Raw genomic sequence first — 3,315 nt, 5'->3', positions numbered from 1 at the left:
GGCGGGATTCAACTTCAAGAGAATGATCAACAAATACAAACAAAAAATGGCCTGTTTCTTTTGCAAAATACAGGCAGACTTTTTTATACTTGAACTTAAAATGACTTTTTAAGGATTGACTAATTAATTTTCAACAACAAACAACATTGAATAATACTGTCTGAATAAGTTTGTTCGCCTACTTCCTTCTTCTTTCTGCTCAGATGATCCCATTCTTCCATTATTGATTCGTCCAACCATAAGGTTAAACTGCCGCGTTGGCACAAACTTTTGTTATACGCTTGCCAATTCTTGATTTTATATTTATCTTTGATCTGGGTTATCGGTGAGGTACTCATGTATCTACTTTTTTGAATTTGCAAATACAAAAATACACCTGTAACCCTTCTTTTACAATACCGTTGCAACAAAGTCTTTTGATAGTGTAATTTTATTTTTGACACACCCCTTTTTATTAAAATCTGTAGAATGTATCAAATGTTCTCCATATTTCTTTTTATGAAGTTGTTTAATGCTTCACCCTTTAGCATACCGTTCGATAATAGAGCCAAATCGACTAATTGACGAATATTTGAGTTACTTTCGGCATAGGACGCCACGGCTTTTTTGTCTTTACCGTCTATATCAACCATAATGTTCTTTATTAGTGGGTGTTCTATATTCAGCACAAGATTGTAGTTATTCGGCATTTCTCCATAAAAACCCATTCCTGTTTGCATTGCCGACATTTCTTTCATCCGTCGCATAAACTCATTCTGAGTTATTTGTATAGGTTGGGACTTTTCACCCAAAGCTTTATAGTCGACCGTAAATTCAGCTTTTTCAATCTTTGGCAGCTGAGAAGTGAAAGCTTCACTTAGCTCTTCTTTTTGTTTGTCAGTCAGTTTAATTTCTTTAGCGTCGTCTTTTACTATCAGATTATCAATGGTGTCACTGTCTACACGGACGAAACGGCTCTTCTCAAACTTTTGTTCAAGAAAGCCGGCCATGTGTACGTCGAGCTGTCCATCGAACAATACGACATCATATCCCTTGTCTTTTGCTGCACCTATATATGTATATTGCTCTTCTCTATTGTTTGCATAAAGATAGATCAGGTTTCCGTCCTTATCCGTTTGGTTTGTTGATATTAATGTTTTGTATTCTTCAAATGTAAAAGCTTTACCATCAGTGTTTTTTAACAAACAGAATTTTTGTGCCCGATCATTGAATTTCTCATCTGTAAGCATGCCGTATTCGATGAATACTTTCAGGCTATCCCATTTTTCTTCAAATTGAGTACGATCATTCTTGAAGATTTCTTCGAGCCTGTCAGCAACCTTTTTAGTTATATGGCTCGATATCTTCTTCACATTCTGATCGCTTTGCAGATAAGACCGTGATACATTAAGCGGGATATCCGGAGAATCCAGCACTCCATGCATTAATGTAAGGAATTCAGGTACGATGCCTTCTACCGAATCGGTAACAAATACCTGATTGCTATATAATTGTATTTTATTCTTATTCAGGTCTACATTGCTCTTTATTTGTGGAAAATAAAGTATCCCTGTCAATTTGAATGGATAGTCAACATTCAGATGTATCCAAAACATGGGCTCATCAGAGAACGGGTACAAGTCCTGATAAAACTTCTTATAGTCTTCATCTTTCAGTTCAGACGGCTTTCTTGTCCACAATGGACTTGTTTCGTTTATAATATTATCTTCATCCGTTTCAACGGATTTTCCATCTTTCCATTCTGTTTTTTTACCAAAAACGATTGGTACAGGTAAGAACCGGCAATATTTCTTTAAGAGTTTATCTATCTCGTTTTTTTCTAAGAAATTCTTATTTTCGTCATCAATATACAATATGATATCTGTACCGCGATCTGCCTTTTCTACAGCTTCTATTGTATATTCAGGCGAACCGTCGCAGCTCCATTTAACAGCTTCGGCACCTTCCCTGAATGACTTGGTTATGATCTCTACTTTTTTAGAAACCATAAACGAAGAATAAAAGCCCAATCCGAAATGGCCTATAATGGAATTTGCATCTTTCTTGTATTTGTCGAGGAACTCATTGGCAGAAGAAAATGCGATTTGGTTTATATATTTATCAATTTCTTCATTGGTCATGCCGATACCTCTGTCGGAGATAGTCAGAGTACCGTTTTCTTTATCAATTTTTATATTTACATACAAATCTCCCAGTTCTCCTTTAAATTCGCCAAGCGACGAGTATGTTTTTAGTTTTTGGGTTGCATCTACTGCGTTGGAAACTAATTCTCTAAGGAAAATTTCGTGATCACTATATAAGAATTTTTTGATTATGGGGAAAATATTTTCAGTTGTAACCCCAATTTTTCCACTTTGTGACATATTTTCAATTTTTATTAATTATATTTGCTAAAGAAGAACAAAATAAATGCCAAAGAACTCAAATAAGACAATTTGTCGCTCTTGCTAGGTGAAATTTATATTGATTTTTTATCAATAGATATAATTTATAAAAGATATTAACCCTTTAACCTGACTTAGGTCCAGTCAAAATCAGCGTGTTATTTGTTGAACTTATATGCTTTTAATAATATATCGATGCTAGAAGACTATTTTTTTAGTTAAAATAGAAAAAGTATATAACTTTGTCTCAAACAAGATAAATATCAAGATATAGATCTTGCACTATAATAAAAATATTTCGCCAACTAAATACCTTAAAATGATGGCAACACTAGAAAGCAACAAAGTTTTTGAAGACAAGTTAATAGACTTGCAAAACAATATGATGAACTTCGCTCTTACTCTTACTTCAAATAGAGAGGAAGCTAAAGATCTGTTACAGGAAACCACCCTTCGTGCATTGGATAATAAAGAAAAGTATTACGAAAATGTTAATTTTAAGGGTTGGGTATTCACTATCATGCACAATATATTTGTGAATAATTATCGTCGTGTGGTGCGTAGCCAGACAATGATCGATCAAACTGAGAATCTTTATCACTTGAATATGCCTCAAGATTCCGGATTTGATAGTCCCGAAGGGGCCTATACTGTATCGGAGATCGTAAGAGTGATAGGCAGTTTTTCCGATGAGTATAGGTTGCCTTTTTCTATGCATGTGTCGGGATTTAAATATGAGGAAATAGCTCAACAATTGGGATTGCCTATAGGAACAGTGAAAAGCCGTATTTTCTTTGCGCGAAAGCGTCTACAAGAGTTATTGGCAGATTATAGATATGAGGACAGACAGTGATTTGAGTTAAATATTTTGATATTGAGAAAGCCTGCAATTCAATTTTGCGGGCTTTTTTATTGGCCGCAGAAATAGGTT

At 34.7% G+C, this 3,315-nt stretch carries 3 protein-coding genes; 1 reads left to right on the top strand and 2 read right to left on the bottom strand.

Features of this window, described 5'->3' with window-relative positions; all coding sequences use genetic code 11:
* Positions 1-119: 119 nt before the first annotated feature.
* The gene (locus ACYPZI_RS15640; RefSeq protein WP_459603253.1) at positions 120-338 is read right to left on the bottom strand and encodes a transposase; all 219 of its coding nucleotides are present in this window, start codon (positions 336-338) and stop codon (positions 120-122) included.
* A 135-nt stretch (positions 339-473) separates the two neighbouring features.
* Positions 474-2,363, bottom strand: a complete 1,890-nt coding sequence (gene htpG / locus ACYPZI_RS15635) for a molecular chaperone HtpG (RefSeq protein ID WP_459603252.1) — start codon at positions 2,361-2,363, stop codon at positions 474-476.
* Positions 2,364-2,706: 343 nt separating this feature from the next.
* Between htpG and ACYPZI_RS15630 the strand changes: the two genes are divergently transcribed.
* Positions 2,707-3,237 (top strand): RNA polymerase sigma factor, encoded by a 531-nt coding sequence (locus ACYPZI_RS15630; protein ID WP_459603255.1) that lies wholly within the window; start codon positions 2,707-2,709, stop codon positions 3,235-3,237.
* Positions 3,238-3,315 lie beyond the last annotated feature (78 nt).

This window comes from Dysgonomonas reticulitermitis, assembly GCF_054601275.1.
This window is presented reverse-complemented; position numbering and strand designations above follow the sequence as displayed.